Source organism: Dendronalium phyllosphericum CENA369, from assembly GCF_016056275.1.
In the GTDB taxonomy this organism is placed as follows: domain Bacteria; phylum Cyanobacteriota; class Cyanobacteriia; order Cyanobacteriales; family Nostocaceae; genus Dendronalium; species Dendronalium phyllosphericum.
Window position 1 is genome coordinate 1 of record NZ_JAECZA010000205.1, and the last position, 21177, is coordinate 21177.

Here is a 21177-nt window from a genome sequence, read left to right on the forward strand (position 1 = left end):
ACTCCCCCTACTTCCCCTGCTCCCCCTTACTCCCCAACGTCAATAAGAAAATCTAAAATCCAAAACTGCTCAACCGAGATACAATTCGATCTGGCTGAAGCTGTTAAAGTCCATAAACTATTGATTCTGAAACCACTATATGAGCATTCACGAAGTATTCATGCCGGCCCTTAGCTCCACCATGACCGAAGGCAAAATTGTCTCTTGGGTAAAATCGCCAGGTGACAAAGTGGAAAAAGGCGAAACAGTGGTGGTTGTCGAGTCAGATAAGGCAGATATGGATGTAGAAACCTTCTATGAAGGATATCTTGCCCACATCATAGTACAAGCTGGAGAAACTGCAAGTGTAGGAGCTGCGATCGCTTACATAGCAGAAACAGAAACCGAAATCGAAACCGCCAAGTCTTCGGGCAATGCAAGTGGCGCTGCGGCTACTCCTGCGTCTGCTCCTACACCAGTTGCAGCGACAGCCTCTGTGGGCGAACCTGCCTTAGCATCTCAAAACGGATCTAACCACCGAGAAGGACGGCTTGTAGCTTCACCCCGCGCCCGCAAGTTGGCGAAAGAACTAAAAGTTGATTTGACTACTCTCAAAGGCAGCGGCCCTTATGGGCGCATCGTAGCTGAGGATGTGGAAGCTCTCAATAAAGGTAAGCAACCCACCCCCACACCCGTTACCCCAGCAACACCCGCACCAACAATCGCGCCTGCACCGCCACCATCCCAGCCAACAGCACCCGCACCTATCCCAGCCGCAGCCAGTGCTGTTCCCGGTCAGGTAGTACCCTTAACTACCTTCCAAAATGCCGTAGTACGGAATATGGTAGCTAGTCTGTCCGTACCTGTTTTCCGCGTCGGTTACACAATTACCACTGATGGACTAGACAAACTTTACAAGCAAATTAAGTCCAAAGGCGTGACAATGACAGCACTACTGGCGAAAGCCGTAGCTGTGACGTTGCAAAAACATCCATTATTAAATGCTAGTTATTCAGACCAAGGAATTGTCTATCATTCTGACATCAACATTTCCGTAGCTGTGGCAATGGATGATGGCGGATTGATTACACCAGTGTTACAAAATGCGGATACAGTAGATATTTATTCTCTCTCGCGCACCTGGAAATCTTTAGTAGAACGCGCTAGGACAAAACAATTACAACCACAGGAATACAACAGTGGTACTTTTACCGTATCTAATTTAGGAATGTTTGGTGTAGACAAATTTGATGCAATTTTGCCGCCCGGACAAGGCTCAATTTTAGCGATCGGCGCATCTCGTCCGCAAGTAGTAGCAACACCTGACGGTTTATTTGGCGTGCGGCAACAAATGCAAGTAAATATTACTTCTGACCACCGGATTATTTACGGTGCACATGCTGCGGCATTCTTACAAGATTTGGCGAAGTTAATTGAGACGAACCCTCAATCTTTAACGCTCTAGAAGTGCTGAGTAGAGACGCGATTAATCCTTGTCTGTACAAGAGGCAGGAGGCAGGAGGCAGGAGGTAGGAGGCAGGAGGCAGAAGGCAGAAATTTTATCTCCCCCAGCCTCCCCAGCTCTTTCATCCCCCCTCTGCTTCCTAACTTGCAACTTTCCTATGAATTCCAATTTGACGCTTTGTCTAACTATCGCCCATCGCATTGCTGCTAGTCCCCAGCGGCGAATTACTTTCGCTGAATACATGGATATGGTGTTATATCACCCTGAGTACGGCTACTATTCCAGCAATGCAGTCAAAATTGGATTTAAAGGAAGTGATTTTTTCACTTCTTCCAATCTCGGCGCTGATTTTGGCGAGTTATTGGCAGAACAGTTTGTCGAAATGTGGGAGATTTTAGGACGACCTGTGCCTTTTTCTTTGGTAGAAATGGGAGCAGGTCAAGGACTCTTGGCGTTATATATCCTCAACTACTATCAGTTGCACTACCCAGATTTTTTTGCTGCACTGGAGTACGTCATTGTGGAAAAGTCGCTAGCATTAAGACAAGAACAGCAGCAACGCCTGCAAGAGTTCCGAGTGCGTTGGTGCAATCTTGAAGAGATACCAACTAACTCAATTACTGGCTGCTTTTTTTCTAATGAATTGGTGGATGCGTTTCCAGTACATCAATTTATCTTAGAGGCGGGGGAAGTACGCGAGATTTACGTGACAACGAGGGAAGATGAGGGAGATAAAGGGGAAATCTCTTCGCCTGCTGCCCTTTCCTTTGTAGAAGTGACAGGGGAACCTTCTACACAGCAACTAGCACAATATTTTGATTTGGTAGGAATTAATTTCGCTCAAAATACTTATGAAAATGGGTATCGCAGTGAAATTAATCTCGCTGCTCTTGATTGGTTGAGTATAGTAGCAGACCGCTTGCAAAGAGGGTATGTGCTAACAATTGATTATGGCTACCCTGCCAGTCGTTATTATAATCCCAGGCGATCGCAAGGAACGCTACAATGCTACTACCAGCATCGCTATCACAACAATCCCTATATCAATATTGGGCAGCAAGACATCACAGCTCATGTTGATTTTACTGCTTTGGAGCGATGGGGCGATCGGTGCGGTTTAGAAAAAGTTGGTTTTACGCAGCAAGCTTTATTTTTGATGGCGTTGGGTTTGGGAAGTCGGATTGCTGCCCTCTCCCATCAACAGATACCGATCTCACAGTTGCTGCAACGGCGGGAGTCCTTACACCAGCTACTAGATCCTATGGGACTAGGCGGCTTTGGAGTCTTAGTTCAAAGTAAAGGACTCAAGGAAAAAGAAGTTTCTCAATCCCTCAAAGGATTAATTGTGCCAGAGTAAAGATGAACAGGGTGTAGGGGATAGGGTGTGGGGTGTAGGGAGTAGGGAAATTAAGCCACCCATAAGGGGCTTGGTAAATCTAAAAAATTAAAACTCTCTGAAAGAATGCTGTATCAGCTTTATATGGACTAGCATTACATTGATTACTGTAAATTCAAAAACATTAAGGAAGTAATCATTATGACTGCTCATGAATTGTTATTGTTAGTAACATTACTTACCCCCGGTATATTACTTTCAGTTCTAATTATGGTGACTTTTGCCGCAGGTGGTTGATCGCTAGATTTAGAAAGTAGGGAAAAGAGATTTGAGATGAAATTAAAATCTTAAATCACTTTTCCCTAGCAAATAACTATTAAATGATAGAAACGCGATGTCTAAGAAGGACTTCGCCTATGTTGTATTAAAGGAACGCAAACAATGAAGGTGGCATTTCTGGGAACTGGACTCATGGGACTACCAATGGCTCAAAGATTGTTAGCAGCAAATATACAGGTAGTTGCCTATAACCGTACCCCAGAAAAATTAGCACCCCTCCAAGCAGCTGGCGCGGAAATTGTCACTCATCCCCGCCACGCCATTCGTGCGGCTGAGTGCATTATTCTGATGCTGACAAATGCCGCAGCAATTTATCATGTTTTGCTTTCAGATACTTCTTGGCAAACTCTCGAAGGACGCACCATTATCCAGATGGGGACAATTACTCCCACAGAAAGCCAAGAAATTAGAGATTCTGTAGTCGGAGGTGGGGGCGAATATATAGAAGCGCCTGTGCTGGGTAGTATCCCAGAAGCCAAAACTGGAAAATTAATTGTGATGGTAGGGGCCGAACCAGAACAATATCAAAACCATTTAGAGTTATTGCAAAATTTTGGCCCAGAACCTTTATTAGTGGGGCCAGTGGGAACTGCTGCGGCGCTGAAGTTGGCATTAAATCAATTAATTGCTTCCCTGACGAGTAGCTTTGCCCTGAGTCTGGCTTTTATTCAGCGTCAAGGTGTTGATGTGGATTTATTTATGCAAATCCTCCGCGATAGTTCGCTATACGCACCTACTTTTGACAAAAAGCTACAAAGAATGCTGGATAGAAATTATGCCGATCCGAATTTTCCCACAAAGCATTTGCTAAAAGATACAGATTTGTTTATCTCGGAAGCTAAATCTCGTGGCTTGGATCTAAGCAGTATTAAAGGCGTGCGCCAAATCTTACAAGCAGCAGTAAAAATGTCATTTGCTGATGATGATTACTCATCACTATTTTCTGTAATTAAGGAATGGGCAGATTAAACAATTCCCAAGCGATCGCATACTAGCTGTAATTTTTCTTAGTGCGCTTCAGTTTGAAATTGTCTCATCGTTACAGTTAGTTTTATTTGGCGATCGCCCTACCAAAGTTTTAAAAACTTATTCTGGAGTAAGTCGCAGTTTCGGCGCTGTACTGTGATGGTTGTGGCAGCTACCAAAGAAGGCGATCGCAGACTCCTCGTAATTTCTGGATACCCTGGCGATTATACTCTTATGTGAGTCACAAAAGAGCGATCGAGTGCAGGAAGGTAAAAAAGTATGGCCGAACATTCATTTCACGACCAACTGAGTTTAGAGGAACAAACTGAAAAACTCGGAAAGCAAGCAATCAACTTAGGTTTAATTCCCAGCTTTGTGGTGCATTACTTTCCCGATACCTGGGTATTTTATATACCTAATGAAAAACAATCCGAACCGTTAACACCAGAAGAAGCATACTTTCGTTTAAAGCAACTGGTTAAACAGTAGATATTTTGACGACATTTTCAAGACAACGGCTAGGCACTGTAATTCTTTAGTAACAGTAGTGATGGCAAAACCTGCAATTTTAACCGTCGATGACGATCCAGAAGTCTTGCAAGCGGTGTCACGAGACTTGCGGCATCAGTATGGCGATCGCTTTCGCATTGTCCGAGCAGATTCCGGGATTGCAGCTCTAGATGTAGTGCAGCAACTCAAATTACGGAATGAACCAGTTGCTCTGTTCTTAGTGGATCAACGTATGCCCCAAATGGGGGGTGTGGAGTTCCTCGAACAGGCAAAAGCGATCTTTCCTGATGCCAAACGTGCCTTGTTAACGGCGTATGCAGATACGGATGCTGCGATAAAATCAATTAACAGTGCCAAACTTGATTATTACTTACTCAAGCCCTGGAATCCACCAGAAGAGAGACTATATCCAGTTTTAGATGATTTGCTAGATGATTGGCTAGCTGGATTCCGCCCACCCTTTGAAGGCATTCGAGTCATTGGTAATCGCTGGTCGCCTTTTTCTCATCAAGTGAAAGACTTCCTGGCGCGTAACCAGATTCCCTACAAGTGGTTAGATATTGAACTAGAACAAGATGCCACAAAACTGGTGGAATACGCCCAAGCTGATGGCAGACAGCAATTACCCTTGGTGCTATTTCCTGATGGTTCTCGATTAATCCAACCATCTAATTTAGAGATTGCCGCGAAAATTGGACTGCAAACTCAGGCAGAGCGTCCCTTTTATGACTTAGCGATTGTGGGTGGTGGCCCTGCCGGACTGGCAGCGGCTGTTTATGGCGCTTCTGAGGGATTGAGTACTGTCTTAATCGAGCGGGAAGCACCAGGAGGACAAGCTGGGACGAGTTCGCGGATTGAGAACTATCTAGGGTTTCCTGTTGGTTTGAGTGGCAGCGATTTGGCTAGGCGGGGAGTTACCCAAGCGCGGCGATTTGGAGTAGAAATTCTTACTCCTCAAATAGTAACTGGAGTAAGGCTGCAAAATCCTTACCGAGTTCTGCAATTAGCAGATGGCAGCGAGATTAGTTGCCATGCACTCTTAGTTGCAACCGGCGTTTCTTACCGTTGGCTAAATGTGCCAGGAGCCGAGAAGCTGACAGGGGCTGGAATTTACTACGGTGCTGCGATGACTGAAGCGATCGCCTGTAGCAATGAAGAGGTTTACTTGGTAGGCGGGGCCAATTCTGTCGGACAGGCAGCTATGCACTTTTCTAAGTATGCCAGCAAAGTGATTATATTGGTGCGGGGAGAGTCACTATCATCGAGTATGTCTCAATACTTGATTGACCAAATTGCTGCTACTGAAAATATCCAAGTTTGCACGAGTTGCAGTGTTGTAGAAGTCAAGGGAGAAGAACATTTAGAAGCAATTACGATCGCTCATGCCAAAACTGGGCAAATCGAAATTGTGCCAGCGCGATCGCTGTTTATTTTTATCGGTGCTAGTCCCAAAACAGATTGGCTCGATGGCATTATTCAACGCGATGCCCAAGGGTTTATTCTCACGGGGCCAGACTTGATGCATAATGGCAAATCTCCCCCAGGTTGGCATTTAGAACGTTCTCCTTTCTTATTAGAAACCAGCGTTCCTGGTATCTTTGCTGCTGGAGATGTGCGCTACGGCTCAATTAAGCGCGTGGCATCCGGTGTGGGAGAAGGCTCTATCGCCATTCAATTCGTTCACCGTTACCTGAGCAATGTTTAGCTAATTCCTAAGAGGTTCATTAATTAATGTTATGTGTTGAGGAATTGATCGACTTAGAGCCGTTTAAACAGCTTCCTAAAGAGCGATTGCAGTGGGTTTGCGATCGCGCTCAAACGATTGAACTCGGCCCTGGAGAAGTGTTGGCACATGAGGGAGACCATGCATGTCGCTTATTTATCTTAGTCAAAGGTAAAATCAACATCACTCGCCGCACTGAAGGAGTTGAAATTCCCATTGGGCAACACGAAGCCCCATCCTTTTTTGGTGAAATTCCAGTACTTACAGATGAACCCGCACCTGTGACAATGCGGGCATTGACAAATTGCAACCTCTATGAATTAAAGGGAGAAGACTTCCGGAAACTGCTGCATGAATGTCGTGATTTTGAGCGGATGGTCTTCCGGATTATGCAACGTCGTGTCCGGGGGCTAGAGTCTTTCATTCGCGGACGCGAAAAGATGGCAGCTTTAGGGACACTTGCCGCGGGTCTTGCTCACGAACTCAACAACCCAGCCGCAGCACTGGTTCGTACTTTTGCAGAAATGCCAGCCGCCATCCTGGAACTAGAACGAATGAACTTAGTTTATGGACAACGCAATGTTGAAGAAGCCCATACTCAACATTGGTTGAGAGTACGCGAGCGCGGCTATGAGGCAATTTTGAATAATCAGCTAGACCCAGTGGCACTAAGCGATCGCGAAGCCGTCTTACTGGAATGGTTAGAAGACTATGGTGTAAAGCAGGCATGGAAATTAGCGGAACCTCTAGCAGAAGGCGGTATTGAGGTCGAAACCTTAGACCAGCTCGTGGAACGTTGGCGCAACGACGATACGGAATTGCGAGAAATAGGATTGCACTGGTTAGCGCTCTCGTTTGAAGTTATGTCAACGATCAAACATGGTTTGCGAGGAGCCGAGAGGATTTCCGAACTCGTGCAAGCAATGAAATCTTATACTTACCTCGACCAAGGCACTCGGCAAGAAATAGATATACATCAAGGCTTAGAAGATACCTTGCGATTATTTGTGCATAAACTCAAGTGCGGCGTGCAAGTGCAACGCAATTACGATCGCAACCTTCCGAAAATCCTTGCTTATGGCAGCGAACTCAATCAGGTGTGGACAAATTTAATTGACAACGCCATTGATGCCATGGATGGTAAGGGATTGCTGGAAATTGCAACACGGCATTGCGATCGCTTTGCCTATATTGAGATCGTCGATTCTGGCAGTGGAATTCCACCTGAAATTCAAACCCGCATTTTTGAACCTTTCTTCACCACCAAAGCAGTAGGTCATGGTTCGGGACTCGGTTTAGAAACCGTTCGCCGGATTGTAGAAAATCGCCATCACGGTACGCTTTCATTTCAGTCGCAGCCAGGCAAAACTTGTTTCACCATTTGCTTACCTTTGTCAAATTAATAGACCTCTTGCAAAAGTTCTTTTTGCAAGAGATGGGAAAAGGGTAAGGGGTAAAGGGGAAATAACAAACCTTTCCCCCTTACCCTTTTACCGACTTCTGCAAGAAGTCTAATAAACCATTTGAAAAAGAATGATTTTCAGACAAAAAACGGTAGAGACTTACATTCTTCTACCGTTTCCTAAATTTATATTTGAGACTTAATCCCAAATTTTACAGCTTACTCGATTCCTTGAGGTAATAATTCTCGCTGCTGTTGAGAAGTCACCTGAACGTTACCGCTGTCATCGACATCAACAACAGCTGTATCGCCTTCCTTGATGCGACCAGACAGAATTTCTTCTGCAAGACTATCTTCCAATAAGCGCATAATCGCCCGGCGTAAAGGTCTTGCACCATAGCTGGGGCTGTAACCTTCTTGAATCAAGCGGTCTTTGAAGCGTTCGGTGACTTCTAGGTTGATACCTTTTTCTGTCAGGCGACCAAACACTTCTTTGAGCATGATATCGGCGATTTGTGTCACTTCGTCTCTGTTCAATTGACGGAAGACGATAATCTCATCCAAGCGGTTGAGGAATTCTGGACGGAAGTACTGCTTGAGTTCTTCGTTCACCAGAGTTTTAATTCGGTTGTACTGCGATTCGCCAGTATCATCGGCAAATTCAAAACCAATAGTGGAAGCACCTTTTTCAATAACCTTAGAACCGATATTGGAAGTCAAAATCAGCAAGGTATTCTTAAAGTCAACGGTGCGACCTTTGGCATCGGTTAACCGACCATCTTCCAAGATTTGCAGCAGCATGTTGAATACATCGGGGTGGGCTTTTTCGATTTCGTCGAATAGCACCACGGTGTAAGGACGGCGACGCACTGCTTCGGTTAACTGACCGCCTTCGTTGTAACCAACATAACCAGGAGGCGAACCAATCAACTTACTAACGGTGTGACGCTCCATGTATTCCGACATATCCAAGCGGATCATTGCTTCTTCAGAACCGAAGAAGTAAGACGCTAAGGATTTCGCTAGCTCGGTTTTACCTACCCCGGTAGGCCCGGAGAAGACAAAGCTGGCGATGGGTCGATTGGGATTTTTCAAACCGACACGAGCGCGACGGATGGCGCGTGAAACTGCCTTCACAGCATCTTCTTGTCCGATTAAACGCTGATGCAAGGTGTCTTCCATGTGCAACAGCTTCTCGGACTCAGATTCGGTGAGTTTGTTCACTGGTACGCCTGTCCAGGAAGCGACGATGTGGGCAATGTCCTCTTCGGTGACTACAGGTTCTTCGCCTTCTGTACCAGAAGCATTGGTTTTGCTTTGAGCAATGGCGCGGATTTCGGCTTTGATTTCCATTTCCCGATCGCGCAGTTCCCCAGCTCTATCAAAGTCTTGGGAACGCACGGCATCATCTTTTTCTTTGAGGATTTGCCGTAGTTCTTTGTCTAACTCTTTGGCTGCGGGTGGCAGTTGGGAGTTAATCAAGCGCACGCGGGAACCAGCTTCATCAATCAAGTCGATGGCTTTATCTGGCAAGTAGCGATCGCTAATATATCTATCGGATAGCTTCGCCGCTGCCACCAAGGCTTCATCGGAGATTTTCAGCTTGTGATGTTGCTCGTAGCGATCGCGCAGACCGTACAAAATTTCGATTGTTTCATCGACAGTGGGTTCGCCTACCATGACTGGCTGGAAGCGACGCTCTAAGGCTGCATCCCGCTCGATGTGCTTGCGGTATTCATCCAAGGTGGTCGCGCCGATGCACTGCAATTCACCTCTAGCCAAAGCTGGTTTGAGGATATTTGCTGCGTCAATGGCTCCTTCTGCCGCGCCTGCGCCAATTAAGGTGTGAACTTCGTCAATTACGAGAATGACATTGCCCGCCTGGCGAATCTCATCCATGATTTTCTTCAGGCGTTCTTCAAATTCACCCCGGTACTTGGTTCCAGCTACTAGTAAGCCGATATCCAGTGTGACTACACGCTTATCTTCTAAGATGTCGGGTACATCTTTGTTAGCGATGCGCGATGCTAGACCTTCAGCGATCGCGGTTTTACCTACCCCAGGCTCACCAATCAGCACGGGGTTGTTTTTAGTCCGACGACCCAAAATCTGAATTACGCGCTCGATTTCTTTAGCACGTCCTACCACTGGATCGAGCTTATTGTCCGTCGCCATTTGGGTGAGGTTCGAGCCAAATTCATCCAAGGTTGGAGTTTTGGTACGTCCTGACTGACCGCCAGGGGCACCAACTTCGGCTGTTTCTCCCAGCATCCGAATGACTTGGGTTCTTACCTTAGATAGATCCACACCGAGGTTTTCTAGCACCCTGGCTGCCACACCTTCCCCTTCCCGGATCAGGCCCAACAACAGATGCTCGGTGCCAATGTAGTTATGTCCTAATTGGCGCGCTTCCTCTAAGGAGAGTTCTAGAACTCGCTTTGCCCGTGGCGTAAACGGTATTTCCACGGCAACAAAGCCCGAACCCCGGCCTATGATTTTTTCTACTTCAATTCGGGCATCTTTGAGATTGACACCCATGGATTTCAACACCTTGGCCGCTACGCCGGTTCCTTCTCCAATTAGACCCAAGAGGATCTGTTCGGTTCCGACGAAATTGTGACCTAGACGGCGGGCCTCTTCTTGGGCCAGCATGATTACCTTAATGGCTTTTTCTGTGAAGCGTTCAAACATATAACATTGATCCCATCACCTGCGTCGTGCCGGTACGCTGATTTTAGCACAGGCTAGGCTTTTGGATGCCTGTATAAAGATTATAGACATGACAACATGTATCATCCAAATTGATGATACTATTGCTCACTATTCATTACTTTTTGTGTAGCTGCCGTACTGAGGAGCTTGAATTTATCGGCATTTCTGGGTTTGACTACACGCAGCCGCCCATTGCGAGTGAAGACTTATTTTGCCAGTCACAAATACTAATTATTAACATATCTACACGCTCAAATTCAACAATATTAAGCACTGATATATTATTTCAATAATAAAATTTTCTTTAATTAAAAATAATCATGAAATTTCCAGGAACATGGGAATGCGATGGCAAAACTACTATGACTATAAAAGCAGCTGCCAAGAAGATTTGCTAAGGCGTTCGCTAACAAGATTGTGCCAGTCGCTCAAAGTTTTTTGAAATTTTGGCTTTTGCAAATCTGAAAGCCAAAGAATCAGAGCATCTTCGCCATTGTCTTGGTAATAACGTCGCCGCCGTCCGGCTGTTTTGAAGCCAAATTTTTGATACAAAGATATTGCAGCTAGGTTAGAAGCTCGGACTTCGAGAGTAGCTCGCTCTAAGCCGCGATCGCTAGCTGTCTTTAGCAGAGAATATAGTAAAGCTTGCCCCAAACCTTGACGCTGATATTGGGGATGAACTGCCAAAATTGTAATGTGGGCTTCCTCTAAAATTGACCAAAAGCAAACCATTCCCAGCAGTTTAGTCCTAGAAATAGGAGAAAATAAGCCGAGTAAGTCACTGTTAGGACTAGCTAACTCGCGTTGGTACCCCTCAAGAGTCCATAGACCCCCAAAGCAGATTGCATCTAGTTCGAGGATTGCGTTCAAATCTTCTAAGGTCAGCAATTTAAGTTTTAAGTCTAAATAAGATCGCATTTAGTTTGGATAAGGTTACAAACTCATTGTCAAGAATCGGGTGTGGGGTGTGGCGCAACGGGTGTAGTGAAGACTGCACCATCTGGGGGCTTGGAACCCCTACCAATGCTATCGTCTTGAAAAGCTTAAAATTGTACCACATACGGTTGATTGGGGCTATCTCTTTCCCCACACCCCATACCCCACACCCTACACCCCGCCCCAACAGGGCTTGGTCAACAACAAGAGAGCAAAGGTCTGAATTCCTTTGAGAACATTACCTTCTGTCTATTGCTTCCTGCATGGCTGCCTTCTTCTCAGTTGGCGAAATTAGGTAAACTGAGAATCGGGTGACTTACTCGCGCCCGTAATTTGAGCAAGGAAAACTTACATAGTTATGGTATCGACTCACCCCACTGGGGTTAAACATGCTGGTATTCAGTATTTACCTCAAAGGCGTAGCCCAGACATAAAACTCTCGCCCAACCAGGAACTTTTACCTTTGAGCGCTAGAGTTAATAGTCATGATTTCCTGGAAATTGGTGGGTGTGATGTCACAACCCTAGTTCGGCAGTTTGGTTCACCTTTATATATTTTAGATGAAGAAACTTTGCGAACTGCTTGTCAACAATACCGAGATACTTTCAAACGATATTACCAAGGTGAATCTCAGGTAGTATATGCTTCCAAAGCATGGAATTGCCTAGCTGTTTGCGCTATTGCCAATAGTGAAGGTTTAGGAATCGATGTCGCCTCTGGAGGCGAACTTTACACAGCACTCACTGCTGGTGTCAGTCCCGATAAAATTTACTTCCACGGAAATAATAAATCTCGTGCAGAATTACTTTACGCAATTGACTCTGGTATCAATGTTGTCGCAGATAACTGGTATGAGTTGCAAACTCTAGTTGAATTAGCATCAGAGGAACAGCCTGTCCGCATCTTGTTACGTTTGACACCTGGTATTGATTGTCATACCCATGAATACATTCGTACTGGTCGATTAGATAGTAAATTTGGCTTCGATCCAAACGATTTGGATAAAGTGTTTACTTTTGTAAGTCAGCAACCAGCTCTAAATTGCGTGGGAGTACACGCTCATATTGGTTCGCAAATTTTTGAACGCCAACCACATCGAGATTTGGCTGCTTTGATGGTGCAGTGGTTAACTAAAGCTGCCAGCTATGGTTTAACTCTGACAGAGTTAGATGTTGGTGGCGGCTTGGGTGTTAATTATACAGAATCAGACGATCCACCCAGCATCGAAGAGTGGGTAATACCAATTTGTGAAGTGATTCAAGAAGCTTGTGCGGCAGAAAATTTACCTTTGCCAAAATTACTTTGCGAACCTGGGCGATCGCTAATTGCTAACTCTACCGTTACAGCTTATACTATCGGTTCAGCAAAAGTTATTCCTGACATCCGTACTTATGTAGCGGTGGATGGAGGATTATCCGATAATCCGCGTCCAATTACTTACCAGTCAGTTTACCGGGCAGTAGTTGCCAACAAAATGTCCGCTCATCTAACACAAACAGTAACAATTGCTGGTAAGCATTGTGAATCAGGAGATGTTTTAATTAAAGATGCCCAACTGCCAAAAACTCAACCAGGAGATATTCTCGTAGTAATGGGAACTGGTGCGTACAATTACAGTATGGCATCTAACTACAACCGCTTACCCCGACCGGCAGCAGTTGTAGTGGCGAATGGCGAAGCAAATTTGATTTTGCAACGCGAAACTTACCAAGACTTGATTCGGCAAGATCGCCTACCGGCAAGACTGAAGAAGGATGTAGACACGAAGCGGTGAACCAACGCCACTTGGGGGTTTCCATACCACTTCCTACCCTAGCCTGCGGCAACTCTCTTTAAGGGAACGGAAAGCTTTCAACGAACAAGTCGGCAATAGCCAACGGCAGTGATTTCAACGGAGGGAACCTCCCTCCGGGTGATGTGCCTTTGTAGCTAACAACGAAGGTACATCACCCGTTCGGCGAAGCCATTCTGGAATAGTAAGTAGGGCTTGCCTGAGGCTAGGATAAAGACTGTTCGGTTTTAGCCGTTCCTAAAAGGGAGGATGAAATATCTAAAGGTGAAGGATAAGGATGAAAATTTTCAATTTCAAACTTTATAGCTTCATATTTTGTAACTTTACACTTCATCCTTTATACTTTATCCTACCCTTCTCTTGGCAAAGATGCTGCGCGAACGGTAACGGCAAAGCCGTACATACTTCACACTTCATCCTTTCACACCAGATGTCATGAGAGATTGGTGGAAGCAATGGCTGACAAACCTGGGATGGTCGCAGTCCTTGCTGCTTGGGACTTTGGATATCGTGTTTGTGCTGGCGCTGACGTACACGATCCTAGTCATTATTAACGAGCGCCGGACATTGTGGATGGTGCGGGGATTTATTATTTTAATGTTAGCTTCGGCACTCAGTAATAAATTGGGATTGCCACTGCTAAATTTTGTACTAGAAAAGTTGGTGATTGGCTGTGCTGTAGCGATGGCAGTTGCTCTCCAATCAGAGTTTCGCCGTTTTTTGGAACAATTAGGACGTGGTGAATTCCGGCAGTTATTTCAACCATCCAATCTGTCAGTCCCCAAGTCTGATAGTGTGATTGATGAAATTGTGGAAGCAGTTAAAGAACTCTCAAAAAACCGCATTGGAGCTTTGCTGATTTTGGAAACAACTGGCCCAATTGATGAGCGGGATTTTTCTGTGCCTGGAGTCAAGTTAAATGCTGATGTTTCTAAGGAATTGATCCAAACAATTTTTCAACCAAAAACTCTATTACACGACGGGGCGACGTTGATTCGTGGCTCGCGGATTGCGTCATCAGGTATAATTTTACCACTTTCGGGACGTACCGCCTCGCGCCAGTTAGGCACACGACATCGAGCGGCGATGGGAATTACTGAGAGGGTTGAAAATTGTATTTGTGTCGTGGTATCAGAAGAAACGGGTTCTATTTCCTTAGCGGAACGGGGAACTCTAAATAGACCGCTGACGATTAGGAAACTCAAAGAGTCATTAGAGGCTCGATTGTCTCCCGCTGTAGATCGGGAAGCTGTTGCTCCTGGTTTATTTAGTTTGGGTCGTCAGCTTGGTGGTAAGGCATTAACACTGGTTTCACGTTTACTCGGATTACCATCGACCGCCTCTCGAGATAAAAAATGACAGTACAACAAACTCAACTCCAAGAATTGCCCCCTGATTTGAAACGGGAACTCCTACCTAAGCACGTTGCGGTAATTATGGATGGCAATGGTCGATGGGCTAAACGTCAAGGTCTACCTCGAATTATGGGTCATAAGCGAGGAGTGGATGCCCTTAAGGATTTGCTGCGCTGTTGTCAAGATTGGGGAATTCAAGCGCTGACAGCTTATGCTTTTTCGACTGAGAACTGGAAAAGACCTCAAGAAGAAGTAGATTTTTTGATGACTTTGTTTCAAAGAGTTTTGCGCCAAGAGTTGCGCGAAATGGTTGAGGAGAACGTACAAATTCAGTTTGTTGGCAATTTACATGCACTGCCGCGATCGCTGCAAGCAGAAATTTCTCGTTCGATGGAAGCAACCAAGAATAATCGTGGTATCCGGTTTTCTGTAGCAACTAATTATGGCGGACGACAAGAAATTTTACAAGCTTGTCGGGCGATCGCCGAAAAAGTTCAGCAAGGTCTGTTGCAACCCAATGAAATTGATGAAAAAGTATTTGAACGCCATCTATACACAGCAGGAATCACCGATCCAGATTTGTTAATCCGTACCAGTGGAGAAATGCGCCTCTCAAATTTTCTGCTTTGGCAAATGGCTTATGGAGAAATTTATATCACCGATACCCTCTGGCCTGATTTTGACCGCACTAAATTTCACCAAGCCTTATGTGCTTACCAGCAAAGAGAGCGAAGATTTGGGAAAATTTAGGGATTGGGGACTAGGGACTGGTAAGACTTTCTTTGCCAATCGCCAATCGCCGATCCCTATTTACGGCCCGGAAAAAACTGCTTGTTCTATGTCTTCTCGACTCAGGGAATACTTGAACGAACGCTGAATATCTTGTCCGTTGTCACCAGCTTGGACGTATCGAACTACAATTTGCTCAATATCGAGCCACAGTTCGGCTTGCCAGCTGGGTCGTTGTATGCGCCAGCAATGTAACTCGGTTTCATCTTGTTGACAGCCTTGGTCTTTCAACCACTGCTCAATTTGCGGTAGGGGATGACTATAGAGTGGGGTATCAGGTGGAAGAAAAGACATAATAATTTTAGATTTGGGATTTTAGATGGGAAAATTTTTAATTTCCCAAGGGATAATCAGTTGCGATACATGGGTAATTGGCTTTTGTAATGCTGGATTTGGTTGCAGCTGCGTTTGAAAAGCAGCTTCACCACGAGTCAAGCCTATGCCGATCGCTAGCAGCAGACAACCTAAAATGGTTAATCCCATAATAAACAAAGCAAAAATTTCACCAGAAGAGAGGGGGCGATCGGTTGCATCTAAGTAAGCTGATTTCGAGTAATCATAAGAACTAGAGACAGGACGGTTCAAGTCAGGGGGTGGTTGAACTACCGCAAAGCGCGAATAACCAATTCTCAGGTCATAGTTGAGTCGGCGTTCTGGATTGCTAAGAGTAGCATAGGCTTCGTTAATTTGCTGAAATTTAATAGTAGCGACAGCAGCAGGCAAGTCTGTAGTATCAGGATGATAGCGTTTGCTCAGTTCCCGATAAGCACGACGAATGTCTATTACCGATGCTGAGGGATGCAGTCCTAGCAGGAAGTAATATGTGGATTCACTCCTTTGTGGCATTGCCCCATGATGATTCACGGCTGTTTGAGTCACCTTGCGATCGAGTTTTTTCTAATATTGTAAACCTCCTCATAACTGGAGACTAGGGGCTGGACTAGTGGTCTGCCAAGGAAACTTTGCTTGGTTAAAAATTCTCCGCGTCCCCATATCCCCGCGTCTCCCGAAGTTCAGATCGCCGGAAGCCGGCGCTCCGACTTCTCTCCGTGTCAGCCTTAACCCAGCAATTTTGGGTTGGTGGAGTAATAGTGGTGCGTTAGATAAACTTGGCGTAGTGGTAAGCAGATGGTTGGCAGATTACTAAAGAATGGGTATTTAGTTATCTCTGTTTTGCTGTTTTTTTGTCTCTTATATTCAAATTGCAGCTTTTTCCCTATCTAAAGACGGTTTACGGAAAATTGGTTATGATGTTATTAATATATCTAAATTTATGTCTCTTTTTGTAAATAAAAATAATTAGATGAAATTAGTCTGCGATCGCTCATCCTTTACTCATAACTTCTCTATAGCCAACAAGGAGGTGCTGCCGCCAAACCAGTAATAGTTGCTCTAAAAAAAGAATTTACTTCATGCGAAAGCGATGCTTAGTGGTAAGTAAATCGCTTTGCGTCTACGCGTCTACGTAGTATCTAGCTTCGTTAAGCTAACATTAGCTAAAAAACACAACTTATGTTGCTAATTAATGAACCGCTCAAATCATACTAATATGAAAAGATTCAAACGGTTTCATGGCAATTCGCAGAACTCTTTAATAGACAAGTATCATCTTTATACTGGCGAGAAACTGAACTGGTTCCAAGTAACTTTTCGGCTTGAAAGGGCAATTTTCCCGATCATTTTTCCTTGGGTACTATTTTGTAGTATTTATGGGTTTTTAGTCTCATTACTTTACCATTATGATTTACCAATAGCATTTGCGGAATCAAATGGCATCTTGACTAATGCTGTCTTGAGTTTTAATATTGGCTTTACTTTGTTATTAGTTTTTCGCACAAATACAGCCCATGACAGATTTTGGGAAGGTCGTCAGCTATGGGGGGCTTTAGTTAATACATCTCGTAACTTGACTCGTGGAATTTGGATAATAGTTAAAGATAAAACACCCGAAGATAGATTAGAAAAAGAATCAATACTTCGGCTAGTAGTTGCTTTTGCGTTTGCAATGAAATTACATCTAAGGTCAGCACCTTTAGACGACCAATTAGCATCATTAATGTCTAAAAAACAATATCTACAACTACAGGAAAGCGACAATCGTCCACTAAAAATTGCTTTCTGGATAGGAGATTATTTGCAGTATCAACAAGAGCGTAATTGTCTTGATATCTATCAATTGACTAGCTTACAAGAGTGTGTAGATGAGTTAGTAGATATTTTAGGTGGCTGCGAACGTATTTTAAAAACGCCCCTACCATTGATATACACTATTAAACTCAGACAATTGTTATTTATTTTCTGTTTAATATTGCCTCTAGAAGTTGTTAGCTATCTAACTTGGTGGACTGCGCCAGTTATAGCTTTTGTGAGTTTCACATTATTGAGTATCGAACAAATTGGCTCAGAGATTGAAGAACCTTTTGGCTTCGATCCAAATGATTTACCATTGAATCGGATTTGCAACACAATAGCAAGCAATGTTGAAGAATTAATCGGCTTTACTTCTGAATATTACTCGAATCGTCTCTTCAACTTGGAGTAGCTGTGGAAGAGAAAGGTTTATCTTACAGGAGTTAACAGCTATTCAACATATCATAACTGTAAAGAAAGTTGAGGATTTGTAACAACTCCTGATGCGATCGCAATATCAATTTTTGCGATACCTCGTGTTTAATTTAATAAATCAGCACGGGGTTTGAAGGTTTCAATTTGCCGCAATTTTTCATAAAGTTCTCGTTCTTCAGGGCTGATATTTTTGGGAGTAAGTATCTGAATTTCTACTAATTGGTCGCCACGTTTGCCATTTTCGGAGGGGTAGCCTTTATTCGCCAAGCGAAGCCTTTGACCAGACCTGACTCCTGGGGGAATAGCCATTTTCACCGGGCCGTCTAGAGTTGGTGCTTCTACCTGTCCTCCCAAAACTGCCTCGCTAGGAGTAATAGGTACTTGGCAAAATATATTAGAACCTTCTAGCTTGAATAACGAATGAGGTTCGACAGTAATTTTTAAATACAAATCGCCGCCACCAATACCTTGATTTCGCAGGCGGATGGATTGACCTGTAACCATACCTGGAGGCATATTAACTTCTAGCGATCGCCCATCTTCTAAACGAATGCGTTCGTTGCCACCTTGATAAGCTTTTTCTAGTGGTAGAGTCAATCTCGCTTCTATATCTCGCCGTGCGGGACGTGGCGTACTTTTCGGCGGTACTGTGTATTGAACTTTACTTGTAGGAGAACGATAGGGATCGCTATTGCTATTACTGCCACTATTGTTGTCTTTGCGAGTGCCAACCCCGATGACTTGATTAATAAAACTTTCAAAGTCGCCAAACTGGCTAGGATCTACATCTTGTGTGCCGTTATGACCATTAGTGCGAGTATCTCCCCAACTTTTAGCCTTGGGAGTTGATTTACCAAAGCCTTTTTGCCGCCAGTAACGGCTAAACTGGTCGTACTGCGCGCGCTTGGCCGTATCAGAAAGAACTTCGTAAGCCTCACCAATATCTTTAAATTTTTCTTCTGCTGCTTTATTTCCAGGATTTAGATCGGGGTGATACTGTCTTGCTAACCGCCGAAAAACCTTTTTAATTTCTTCACTGGAGGCATCCTTAGGTACTCCCAACATTTCGTAATAATCGCGGAAATTCTGCAAATTTTGCATAGTCAATTTAACTTGAAATTTTAAACTTTTAGTTGTCAGTTAATTGTTAGTTGTCAGTTGTCAGTTGTTAGTTGTTAGTTCTGTATCTACTGACTACTGACTACTGACAAATTACCAATCGTCATCATCATCCCAGTTATCCTGGTAGCTTGGACGAGATGGTTTGCGAGGCGGACGGCTGTCATAGGAAGAATAATCTCTGCCATAGTCTTTGTCGTAGTCTCTACTACTATAAGAATCACGTTCTCGGTATGTGTCTCTGGAAAAATCGCGTTCTCGTTCTCGTTCTTTATCGCCGCCTGTAAAGATGTCACGAATAGTACCAAGCAAGTCGTCGTCTTCGTCCTCAGCGTAATACTGGCGAACTTCTCGATTTAGTTCATACAAAGCATCTTGTAAATCAGCGTAAGCTTGATCGATACCGCGATCGTCGTTTTGCTGTAAGCTTTCTCGCAATTCTCGGCAAATACTGTCAATTCGTTGGCGACGGTTGCGGGAAAACTGCATCCCAAATTCCAAAGCCACTTCTCTGAGTTGGCGTTCGGCTTGCCCAATTAACCCCTCAGCACGAGTGCGCTTTTCTATTCGTTCTTTGCGTTCGCGGTCGATATCAGCATACTTTTGGGCATCCTGAATCATTCGATTCACTTCCGACTCGCTTAAGGTAGAAGCACCTTGAATTGTGATACTCTGCTCTCGTCCAGTAGTTCTATCTAAGGCTGTGACTTGTAAAATCCCGTTGGCATCAATATCAAACGATACCTGAACTTGGGGAATACCTCGTGGCGCTGGGGGGATACCATACAGCTTGAAACGTCCCAAGGACTTGTTGTTTGCTGACATTTCCCGTTCGCCTTGGACTACGTGAATTTCGACGGTATTTTGGTTATTTTCTGATGTCGAAAAAATGTCAGAACGGCGAACTGGGATGGTAGTGTTGCGGGGGATGAGTTTTTTCATCACGCCGCCGATGGTTTCTAGTCCCAAGGACAGGGGTGTGACATCCAAAAGCAGCACATCCTTGAGTTCGCCTTGGAGAATGCCTGCTTGAATTGCTGCACCAACTGCTACTACTTCATCAGGGTTGACGTTTTCGTTGGGTTCTATGCCAATTAAGTCCCGGACTAGCTGCTTCACCATTGGCATCCGAGTGGAACCACCAACTAACACAACTTCCTCAATGTCTGTGGGTGAAAGTCCGGCATCTTTGAGGGCGCGTTTGACTGGTGTCCGCAGTCGGCTGACTAAGTCAAGGCACAAACTTTCAAATTGCGAACGAGTGATGCGAGTTTCTAGGTGTTTGGGGCCTTCCTGGTCGGCGGCAATAAATGGTAGGTTAATATCGGTGACGCTGACAGCAGATAGCTCGATTTTGGCTTTTTCTGATGCTTCCATCAGACGTTGCAAAGCTTGGCGATCGCGTCTTAAGTCTACACCTTCAGCTTCTAAAAATTGCTCTGCTAGCCAATCTACTATTTTTTTATCAAAGTCGTTTCCGCCAAGTTGAGTATCTCCACTAGTAGCTTTGACTTCAAATATGCCATCGCCTACTTCCAGAATCGACACGTCAAAAGTGCCGCCACCCAAGTCAAATACTAATATAGTTTCAACATCGCCTCGGTCTAATCCATAAGCCAAAGATGCAGCTGTCGGTTCGTTGAGAATCCGCAACACATCTAAGCCAGCTATTCTGCCAGCATCGCGGGTGGCTTGCCGCTGGGAATCGTTAAAATAAGCGGGAACTGTAATTACTGCCCCTGTGACTGGTTCGCCTAAATAGGTACTAGCATCATCTGCTAATTTCTTCAGCACCATTGCCGAAATTTCTTCTGGGGCAAAATCACGATTCTGGCGAGGACAGGCAATTTTTATATTACCTACTTCGTCTTTGCGGATAGTGTAGGGTACGCGTTTTGATTCTGGGTTGAGTTCGCCATACTTGCGCCCAATGAAGCGTTTGACTGAGAAAAAAGTATTTTGAGGGTTGAGGACGGTTTGTCGCCGTGCCATTTGCCCAACCACTCTTTCGCCATCTTTGCTGAAGCCAACTACGGAGGGGGTTGTTCGCATTCCTTCTGCATTGGCAATCACCACCGGCTTGCCACCCTCCATTACGGCGACTACTGAGTTGGTTGTACCCAAGTCGATGCCGACTACCTTGCCCATGCGTTACTCTTCTCCTAGCGTGACTTATATATTTATTATGA

Annotated in this window: 17 protein-coding genes; 11 read left to right on the forward strand and 6 right to left on the reverse strand. The window is 44.7% G+C overall.

Annotation, left to right across the window (positions count from 1 at the left end):
* Positions 1 to 139: 139 nt before the first annotated feature.
* From I8752_RS22665 to I8752_RS22690, 6 genes are all read left to right on the forward strand, one after another.
* Complete coding sequence (locus I8752_RS22665) at positions 140 to 1444, forward strand: dihydrolipoamide acetyltransferase family protein (RefSeq protein ID WP_214434519.1); 1305 nt, start codon at positions 140 to 142, stop codon at positions 1442 to 1444.
* A 157-nt stretch (positions 1445 to 1601) separates the two neighbouring features.
* Positions 1602 to 2801 (forward strand): class I SAM-dependent methyltransferase, encoded by a 1200-nt coding sequence (locus I8752_RS22670; protein WP_214434520.1) that lies wholly within the window; start codon positions 1602 to 1604, stop codon positions 2799 to 2801.
* 420 nt (positions 2802 to 3221) lie between these two features.
* Positions 3222 to 4088: an NAD(P)-dependent oxidoreductase gene (locus I8752_RS22675; protein ID WP_214434521.1), complete on the forward strand. Its 867-nt coding sequence runs from the start codon at positions 3222 to 3224 to the stop codon at positions 4086 to 4088.
* Between the two features lie 276 nt (positions 4089 to 4364).
* A complete protein-coding gene (locus I8752_RS22680) occupies positions 4365 to 4574 on the forward strand; it encodes a hypothetical protein (RefSeq protein WP_214434522.1) in 210 nt (69 codons plus the stop codon).
* A 61-nt stretch (positions 4575 to 4635) separates the two neighbouring features.
* Positions 4636 to 6300: an FAD-dependent oxidoreductase gene (locus tag I8752_RS22685; RefSeq protein ID WP_214434523.1), complete on the forward strand. Its 1665-nt coding sequence runs from the start codon at positions 4636 to 4638 to the stop codon at positions 6298 to 6300.
* 26 nt (positions 6301 to 6326) lie between these two features.
* Entirely contained in the window at positions 6327 to 7721 is a 1395-nt protein-coding gene (locus I8752_RS22690) for an ATP-binding protein (RefSeq protein ID WP_214434524.1), read from the forward strand.
* 218 nt (positions 7722 to 7939) lie between these two features.
* On the opposite strand, the gene I8752_RS22695 is transcribed toward I8752_RS22690, so the two are convergent.
* Both I8752_RS22695 and rimI read right to left on the reverse strand, forming a co-directional pair.
* Positions 7940 to 10411 (reverse strand): ATP-dependent Clp protease ATP-binding subunit, encoded by a 2472-nt coding sequence (locus I8752_RS22695; protein ID WP_214434525.1) that lies wholly within the window; start codon positions 10409 to 10411, stop codon positions 7940 to 7942.
* Positions 10412 to 10798: 387 nt separating this feature from the next.
* Positions 10799 to 11350 (reverse strand): ribosomal protein S18-alanine N-acetyltransferase, encoded by a 552-nt coding sequence (rimI, locus tag I8752_RS22700; protein WP_214434526.1) that lies wholly within the window; start codon positions 11348 to 11350, stop codon positions 10799 to 10801.
* Between the two features lie 376 nt (positions 11351 to 11726).
* Between rimI and lysA the strand changes: the two genes are divergently transcribed.
* The 3 genes from lysA to I8752_RS22715 all read left to right on the forward strand — a co-directional run bounded on the left by lysA (position 11727) and on the right by I8752_RS22715 (position 15265).
* Positions 11727 to 13142 carry a diaminopimelate decarboxylase gene (lysA, locus tag I8752_RS22705; protein WP_214434527.1) on the forward strand — a complete coding sequence of 472 codons (1416 nt, stop codon included), beginning with the start codon at positions 11727 to 11729 and terminating at the stop codon, positions 13140 to 13142.
* A gap of 453 nt (positions 13143 to 13595) precedes the next feature.
* A complete protein-coding gene (gene cdaA, locus I8752_RS22710; RefSeq protein WP_214434528.1) occupies positions 13596 to 14519 on the forward strand; it encodes a diadenylate cyclase CdaA in 924 nt (307 codons plus the stop codon).
* Entirely contained in the window at positions 14516 to 15265 is a 750-nt protein-coding gene (locus I8752_RS22715; protein WP_214434529.1) for an isoprenyl transferase, read from the forward strand. The genes cdaA and I8752_RS22715 overlap by 4 nt, the downstream gene beginning before the upstream one ends.
* A gap of 60 nt (positions 15266 to 15325) precedes the next feature.
* Here I8752_RS22715 and I8752_RS22720 read toward each other — a convergent pair whose 3' ends face one another.
* The gene (locus I8752_RS22720) at positions 15326 to 15598 is read right to left on the reverse strand and encodes a DUF3143 domain-containing protein (protein WP_214434530.1); all 273 of its coding nucleotides are present in this window, start codon (positions 15596 to 15598) and stop codon (positions 15326 to 15328) included.
* Positions 15599 to 15619: 21 nt separating this feature from the next.
* The gene (locus I8752_RS22725) at positions 15620 to 16150 is read right to left on the reverse strand and encodes a J domain-containing protein (protein ID WP_214434549.1); all 531 of its coding nucleotides are present in this window, start codon (positions 16148 to 16150) and stop codon (positions 15620 to 15622) included.
* A 97-nt stretch (positions 16151 to 16247) separates the two neighbouring features.
* Between I8752_RS22725 and I8752_RS22730 the strand changes: the two genes are divergently transcribed.
* Both I8752_RS22730 and I8752_RS22735 read left to right on the forward strand, forming a co-directional pair.
* Complete coding sequence (locus I8752_RS22730) at positions 16248 to 16451, forward strand: hypothetical protein (protein ID WP_214434531.1); 204 nt, start codon at positions 16248 to 16250, stop codon at positions 16449 to 16451.
* 402 nt (positions 16452 to 16853) lie between these two features.
* A complete protein-coding gene (locus I8752_RS22735; protein ID WP_225895844.1) occupies positions 16854 to 17846 on the forward strand; it encodes a bestrophin family protein in 993 nt (330 codons plus the stop codon).
* 128 nt (positions 17847 to 17974) lie between these two features.
* Here the strand turns inward: I8752_RS22735 and I8752_RS22740 are convergent, their stop codons facing one another.
* On the reverse strand, positions 17975 to 18970 hold the full coding sequence (locus I8752_RS22740; protein ID WP_214434533.1) for a DnaJ C-terminal domain-containing protein: 996 nt from the start codon (positions 18968 to 18970) through the stop codon (positions 17975 to 17977).
* 111 nt (positions 18971 to 19081) lie between these two features.
* Positions 19082 to 21136: a molecular chaperone DnaK gene (gene dnaK / locus I8752_RS22745; RefSeq protein ID WP_214434534.1), complete on the reverse strand. Its 2055-nt coding sequence runs from the start codon at positions 21134 to 21136 to the stop codon at positions 19082 to 19084.
* Between the last annotated feature and the right edge of the window lie 41 nt (positions 21137 to 21177).

What these genes read in the sequence shown, in the direction of transcription:
- I8752_RS22715 (WP_214434529.1), top strand. Translation starts at nt 14,516, where the DNA reads ATGACAGTACAACAAACTCAACTCCAAGAATTGCCCCCTGATTTGAAA.
- I8752_RS22685 (WP_214434523.1), top strand. Translation starts at nt 4,636, where the DNA reads ATGGCAAAACCTGCAATTTTAACCGTCGATGACGATCCAGAAGTCTTG.
- dnaK (WP_214434534.1), bottom strand. Translation starts at nt 21,136, where the DNA reads ATGGGCAAGGTAGTCGGCATCGACTTGGGTACAACCAACTCAGTAGTC.
- lysA (WP_214434527.1), top strand. Translation starts at nt 11,727, where the DNA reads ATGGTATCGACTCACCCCACTGGGGTTAAACATGCTGGTATTCAGTAT.
- rimI (WP_214434526.1), bottom strand. Translation starts at nt 11,350, where the DNA reads ATGCGATCTTATTTAGACTTAAAACTTAAATTGCTGACCTTAGAAGAT.
- I8752_RS22725 (WP_214434549.1), bottom strand. Translation starts at nt 16,150, where the DNA reads ATGCCACAAAGGAGTGAATCCACATATTACTTCCTGCTAGGACTGCAT.
- I8752_RS22695 (WP_214434525.1), bottom strand. Translation starts at nt 10,411, where the DNA reads ATGTTTGAACGCTTCACAGAAAAAGCCATTAAGGTAATCATGCTGGCC.
- I8752_RS22690 (WP_214434524.1), top strand. Translation starts at nt 6,327, where the DNA reads ATGTTATGTGTTGAGGAATTGATCGACTTAGAGCCGTTTAAACAGCTT.
- I8752_RS22680 (WP_214434522.1), top strand. Translation starts at nt 4,365, where the DNA reads ATGGCCGAACATTCATTTCACGACCAACTGAGTTTAGAGGAACAAACT.
- I8752_RS22740 (WP_214434533.1), bottom strand. Translation starts at nt 18,970, where the DNA reads ATGCAAAATTTGCAGAATTTCCGCGATTATTACGAAATGTTGGGAGTA.
- I8752_RS22665 (WP_214434519.1), top strand. Translation starts at nt 140, where the DNA reads ATGAGCATTCACGAAGTATTCATGCCGGCCCTTAGCTCCACCATGACC.
- I8752_RS22735 (WP_225895844.1), top strand. Translation starts at nt 16,854, where the DNA reads ATGAAAAGATTCAAACGGTTTCATGGCAATTCGCAGAACTCTTTAATA.
- cdaA (WP_214434528.1), top strand. Translation starts at nt 13,596, where the DNA reads ATGAGAGATTGGTGGAAGCAATGGCTGACAAACCTGGGATGGTCGCAG.
- I8752_RS22720 (WP_214434530.1), bottom strand. Translation starts at nt 15,598, where the DNA reads ATGTCTTTTCTTCCACCTGATACCCCACTCTATAGTCATCCCCTACCG.
- I8752_RS22675 (WP_214434521.1), top strand. Translation starts at nt 3,222, where the DNA reads ATGAAGGTGGCATTTCTGGGAACTGGACTCATGGGACTACCAATGGCT.
- I8752_RS22670 (WP_214434520.1), top strand. Translation starts at nt 1,602, where the DNA reads ATGAATTCCAATTTGACGCTTTGTCTAACTATCGCCCATCGCATTGCT.